The sequence below is a fragment of the Bacillus sp. AC266 genome, assembly GCF_979253805.1.
Map to the genome: position 1 here is coordinate 1 of NZ_CEEDEC010000019.1, position 6,153 is coordinate 6,153.

The window sequence follows — 6,153 nt, forward strand, 5'->3', positions numbered from 1 at the left end:
TTAGTTTGTCTAGCATCTAAAAATAAAAATTGACGTTCACGTTGTTTGTTTCGTTCAGTTTTCAAAGAACTTGTTTGCCGCTCATTTGCGACTCCCTTATGTTAACATTTTCATATTTCAATGTCAACTAAGTTTTTTTATTTCTTTTGTCGCTTTCTGCGTTGTTGCTATCGGCGACTTGTCCTATATTACACCTCTATATACTAATCGTCAACACCTTTTTACAAAGAAATTTAATTTAGTACCTTTGCACTCTTTTAACTCTAGATAAGGACCTACAAAGATCTCATTAAAATAGAAACCATCGTCTACTTTTCTTTACCAATCTATTCTTCTAAATACTATTCAATTTAGGCACTTCTCTATTTCAAAGGACTCGCTTCTCCCATCTTACCGAACTCATACAATTTATTCTTTTCAGCTAAACTAGCAACCTTATTTTAACAATTAATAGTATATAATTAGAAAGTTGCTTTATTTTTTATTACCGCTCCCTATCCCCCTTTGTTTATCAAGTTGTAATATCAATAATATTCTATTAGAAACAGGTGACGATATGAAAGATATACGTATTCTTATAGCAGATGACGATAAAGAAATTCGAGACTTATTAAAAAGATATTTAGAACGAGAGTTATATATGGTAGATACTGCAATTAATGGAGAAGAAGCTTTGTGCTTATTTAACCAAAATAACTACAACCTCGTTATATTAGATCTTATGATGCCGAAGGTAGATGGTATCGACGTGTGTAGAAAACTTAGAGATACAACCAACATTCCTATATTAATGCTAACTGCTAAAGATCACGAAGTTGATAAAATTTTGGGCTTAAGCATAGGTGCTGATGATTATATTACGAAACCTTTCAGTATTCACGAAGTGGTTGCAAGAGTAAAAGCTCTTATGCGACGTTTTTTAGTTCTTGGAAGTAACACTAACGTACAAGAGAAAACAGCTTTAACATTTAAAGGACTAACTATCGATTTTAAAAAATACACAGTCCATACGAACGGAAAAGAAATCAACTTAACTGGAAAAGAACTTGAACTATTAAAATTCTTCGCTTCAAACCCAGAGCAAGTATTTACGAAAACACAACTCTTTCGGAATGTATGGAACGATAATTATATAGAAGATGATAATACAGTTATGGTGCATATTAGAAAGCTTAGAAAGAAAATAGAAATCGATTCTTCCAATCCAAAATTCATTCAGACTGTATGGGGAATCGGTTATAAGTTTGTAGGTGAAAAGGTTGAAAAATGATAAGGTCCTCTTTCTTATTTCATTACAACTTATCATTTGCGGACTTTTAAATATAGATATGGGATACCATGTGAAAATATCTTTATTTATTGCTCTTATCATAATCACAATATATCTTTTCTTTTCAAGAGTTCACTTTATTCAAAGCAACGAATCGATGGTTACTAAATTAAGCCGTGCACTTAAAGGGAATTCACAAACGAGGCTATTCACAAATAACGACCGTTCACTAAATAGTATCGTGTTTTCAATAAACGACTTAATAACTGCATTAGAAAAGGGTCAGATCGAAGCAAGGAAATCCCAAGAAGCTAGAAAACAACTTTTATCTAATATCTCACATGATATCCGGACACCACTTACTTCTATTATTGGATATATTGATGCTTTAAAAGATGATGTCGCTGCTTCTGAATTAGAAAAGCAAGAATATCTTGAAATACTTTATAAGAAATCGAATGACTTAAAACATCTGGTCGATGAAATCTTTAATATGGCCAAGCTAGATGCTGATGAATTTCCATTAAAAGAAGAAGAACTCGATTTTTCTGAGGTTACTAGAGAAGTATTAATCGAGTTTTTACCCGAGCTATCAAAACATAACATTGAACTACAAGTTCTCATACCAGAATCTACTTCCCCTATTATTGCAGATCACCTTAGCCTTATACGAATTATAGGTAATCTAATAAAAAACGCTATCCATCACGGAAAAGCTGGGAAAATAGTAGGAGTCGAACTACTAGAAACCAATACAGAATATGAGATTCTTATTTGGGACAAGGGACCCGGTATTCCAAAACATGATTTACAAAACGTATTTAAGCGGATGTACCGCAGCGAACAATCAAGAAATCCTTCTTACGGTGGTAGTGGCCTCGGACTTTCTATTTCTAAAGCCCTCGTTGAAAAAAATGGTGGGCGTATATGGGTTGACAGTATTCCTTGGGAACGAACTACTTTTGGTTTTTCCGTCCCAAAACACACTACTTTTAAGAAATAGTTAAGAAATGATTAATATGCAGTTAAACCTTCCTTTTTATTATGTAATTAAGAACTTATAGAAAGTAGGTGCCCCCTATAAATACAATTATAAAAACGACAAACCTTACTAAAGTTTATGGGAACCAAAAGTCAGTAGATAATCTAAATATAAATGTACAGCAAGGAGAGATTTATGGATTCATAGGGCGTAACGGTGCTGGTAAAACAACTACAATCCGTATGCTGCTTAGTCTTATAAAACCTACAAGTGGAAATATAGAAATATTCGGTGAGGATTTACTTCGGAATCCAAAAGACATTTTAAGAAGAATCGGTTCTATCGTTGAAGTCCCAGGATTTTATGAAAACTTAACTGCAAGAGAGAACTTATTAATTAATGCAAAGATAATTGGAGTTCACAAAAGGAATGCAATTGAAGAAGCATTAGAAATTGTAGGCTTGCAGCACGAAACAAAAAAATTAGTAGGAAAATACTCTTTAGGAATGAAGCAACGCTTAGGAATCGCACGTGCTCTTCTCCATTATCCTGAACTACTCATACTAGATGAACCAACTAACGGACTAGATCCAATCGGTATTAAAGAAATGCGAAAACTCATTAAATCTTTAGCTCAAGACAGAAATATAACGATACTCATTTCTAGTCATATATTAGCTGAGGTGGAACAACTAGTCGATCGTATGGGAATTATTCATGAAGGAAGGTTATTAGAAGAAGTTTCTCTTGATACACTGCGTAAAGCCAATCGTAAGTACATAGAATTCCAGGTAAATAATGATAATAAAGCTGCGATGCTATTAGAAAAGCATTTTCAAATTTTTGATTATGAGGTACATGATGAAGGAAATATTCGCGTTTATTCTCACTTTGGACAGCAAGGACACATTAATAGAACGTTAGTTCGTAATGGTGTTGAAGTATTAAAAATTGTGATGAGCGAAGATAGACTAGAAGATTATTTCACCAAACTAGTTGGGGGTGGCGCAATTGGTTAATCTTCTTTATACAGAACTATTAAAATTGAAACGATCCAATATGTTTTTGATTAGTATTATCGGAGCAGGTGTCGCGCCATTTTTAGTGGTTGTAGCTTCTTATATACACCTGAAGACAAAGCAGCCTACTCCAACTATTTTATTTGGTCAACTGTTCACTGAAGTTAACCTATACACTACTTTAATTATAGGATTCCCCTTATATGGAGTTGTAATCGCTTATCTATTTACCCGTGAATACACGGAAGATACATTAAAAAACTTGCTAACTATCCCAGTATCACGTATTAACTTTATTATAAGTAAGTTTATCCTTCTATTCCTTTGGATCATGATGCTAACTTTAGTTGCTTGGGCGCTAACTTTATTATTAGGGCTAGTAGGTAGCTTCCCTGGGTTTAGTATCACCTTACTTTTAGGCTCTCTCGTAAAATTTTTAATATGTGGTGGACTTCTCTTTCTTTTGTCTTCACCTATTGTACTACTAACTCTTGTAATGAAGACCTATGTACCGCCTATTATATTAACAATCATTATTACAATGACTAACCTTATGATCGTAAATTCAAAACATAAAGACCTATTCCCATGGACCGCTACTCTAGATATAGCAAATAACGAATTACAACCAACTTATCCACCAGAGTATTCTTATATCATCATTGCAGTAACAGCGATTTTCGGATTTATTACAACACTATTCTATTTTAAAAGAGTGGATATTCATTAATTTATAGGAGTGAAACTATGAGCGATCTTATCATTGCCTTCATACTTGGTATTGTAGAAGGGTTAGCTGAATTTTTACCCATCTCTTCTACTGGCCATCTTATATTAGTCGGACATTTATTAGGTTTTGAAGGAGAAAGGGCAAAAACGTTTGAAATTGTCATACAGTTAGGGGCAATTTTAGCTATCGCGATTTTATATCATAAACGCCTTGTTTCTTTATGTAATATTAAACCCCTTCTACGGAAAGAGAAAAAATTCAATGCATTACATGTTTTTCTCGGTGTATTCCCAGCAGTAGTTGTTGGCTTATTATTACATGATGTTATTAAAGCATACTTATTCCAGCCGTATACTGTCGTAATCGGACTTGTAGCAGGAGCATTTCTTATGATTTTTGCAGAAGCAAAAAAAGCAGAGGTAACCGCTTTTTCACTAGATGATTTAACATACCGTCAAGCATTAACAATTGGATTATTTCAATGCTTAGCAGTATATCCTGGATTCTCAAGGGCTGGCTCTACTATTTCTGGAGGTCTATTAGCGAAAGTAAATTATAAGGCTGCATCTGAGTTCTCTTTTCTCATTGCTCTTCCTGTAATGGTTGGAGCTACAGGCTTAGACTTATTAAAAAGTTGGAAGTATTTAAGTGCGGCTGATATTCCTATGTTTGCTATAGGATTCATTACCTCTTTTATAGTAGCAATGCTAGCGGTAGTAACCTTCCTGAAGCTTTTAGAAAAGATAGGTTTAAAACCTTTTGCATATTATCGTATTTTGTTAGCTATTGTATTTACACTTTTCGTATTGCTATAGCTTCATATAAGTCACATATTATTAAACCGATATTCAAGGAATATCGGTTTTTATCTATTTCACCTCTAGTATTACTCACTTCAATATGGCATAGTGGATAATAGATCAATATTAATAATTAGAATATTCTTTATTTATAATCAACACTTCATTAAAATATGTAACGTTAAAAGCTATATTTGAAATCCGAACCTAGTAATAGCATTTCTTCTTTATACACATATACTGAAGTAAAAATAAGCACCTCAATTGATTGAGTCTACCCATTACACCACGATAGAACTAATGTTCTCACCCCTTTGCTATACATCACTTCTTCCTTGTTTCTATATTTATGGAAGAGAAGTACGTGTAGGTGATCGGGCATTGACCCTAACTTTATTGCAGCCCAAATCACAAATAGACTACATAACAACTATATCCATTACCATACGAAACAATTCGAAAATCAAACATCCCGTCTATTAATATGGGCGTCTACGGGGAAAATGGTCATAAATGGACAGAACAAGTTTATAAACCATATTCCTTCAGCGTATTACTTGTATTAATCCGTAATACAACAACCCAGATTTTATATGACTACAAAACTATTACAAATAAGCAAGTTGCTCAAGGCTTATAAAAAAATTAAAGTGAGGTAAATATACAAATGAATCCATTAGCACAATCATATTGGGATACTTATTGGAGAAACAATAAAAAACCAGAATCTGTTACAGCTTGGCAATTTGGTGATTCTCCTGATTATCTCGCTCAATTAGTCATTGATGGTGTGAAAACCGCAACATGCTCGGGCCATATTTTTTATGAATTAGAAAATGAACCACTACCAACAACTAACGATTATAGTATTGTACTCAATAGTCAGGATGAACCTGTAGCTATTATTAAGACAATAGAAGTAACTATAATGCCAATGAATGAAGTGACTGAAGAATTCGCTATCGCTGAAGGCGAAGGCGATCGTACCTATAGTTACTGGAGAGATACCCATATTCAGTTTTTTACAAAGGAACTAAGCGAACTTGGCCTTAGTTTTTCTGAAGATATGCTGCTCGTTTGCGAACGTTTTAAGCTTATCGATGTAAAAAACAAAGTGAAGCTATGATAAATAACGATTTTACCGGAAACCCATACTAGATAAATACATTTATCTTTAAACAAATAAGCTTGTTATCAATGGATTTCTTGAGCCATTAATAACAAGCTTATTTCATTAAACACAAAAAAGACGAGTCATTCTGACTCGTCTTAAAGTTGCTTGGCGACGTCCTACTCTCACAGGGACAAGGTCCCAACTACCATCGGCGCTAGAGAGCTTAACTTCCGTGTTC

Annotated in this window: 6 protein-coding genes and 1 pseudogene; all 7 read left to right on the forward strand. The window is 33.8% G+C overall.

Annotated features, from left to right (window positions below; translation table 11 throughout):
* The first annotated feature begins 556 nt into the window (after window positions 1-556).
* The 7 genes and pseudogenes from AC0IXC_RS28975 to AC0IXC_RS29005 all read left to right on the forward strand — a co-directional run bounded on the left by AC0IXC_RS28975 (window position 557) and on the right by AC0IXC_RS29005 (window position 5,927).
* Window positions 557-1,270: a response regulator transcription factor gene (locus tag AC0IXC_RS28975; protein ID WP_471653709.1), complete on the forward strand. Its 714-nt coding sequence runs from the start codon at window positions 557-559 to the stop codon at window positions 1,268-1,270.
* Entirely contained in the window at window positions 1,260-2,273 is a 1,014-nt protein-coding gene (locus tag AC0IXC_RS28980; RefSeq protein ID WP_471653710.1) for a sensor histidine kinase, read from the forward strand. The genes AC0IXC_RS28975 and AC0IXC_RS28980 overlap by 11 nt, the downstream gene beginning before the upstream one ends.
* Before the next feature lie 68 nt (window positions 2,274-2,341).
* Window positions 2,342-3,271: an ABC transporter ATP-binding protein gene (locus AC0IXC_RS28985; RefSeq protein WP_341086880.1), complete on the forward strand. Its 930-nt coding sequence runs from the start codon at window positions 2,342-2,344 to the stop codon at window positions 3,269-3,271.
* Window positions 3,264-4,001: an ABC transporter permease gene (locus tag AC0IXC_RS28990; RefSeq protein WP_002091688.1), complete on the forward strand. Its 738-nt coding sequence runs from the start codon at window positions 3,264-3,266 to the stop codon at window positions 3,999-4,001. Before AC0IXC_RS28985 ends, AC0IXC_RS28990 begins: the two co-directional genes overlap by 8 nt.
* 17 nt (window positions 4,002-4,018) lie before the next feature.
* The gene (bacA, locus tag AC0IXC_RS28995) at window positions 4,019-4,816 is read left to right on the forward strand and encodes an undecaprenyl-diphosphate phosphatase (RefSeq protein ID WP_215590587.1); all 798 of its coding nucleotides are present in this window, start codon (window positions 4,019-4,021) and stop codon (window positions 4,814-4,816) included.
* Window positions 4,817-5,240: 424 nt separating this feature from the next.
* Window positions 5,241-5,441 (forward strand): annotated as a pseudogene (locus tag AC0IXC_RS29000) (peptidase M20); the annotation flags it as partial.
* A 27-nt stretch (window positions 5,442-5,468) separates the two neighbouring features.
* Window positions 5,469-5,927: an ASCH domain-containing protein gene (locus AC0IXC_RS29005; protein WP_326997911.1), complete on the forward strand. Its 459-nt coding sequence runs from the start codon at window positions 5,469-5,471 to the stop codon at window positions 5,925-5,927.
* Window positions 5,928-6,153 lie beyond the last annotated feature (226 nt).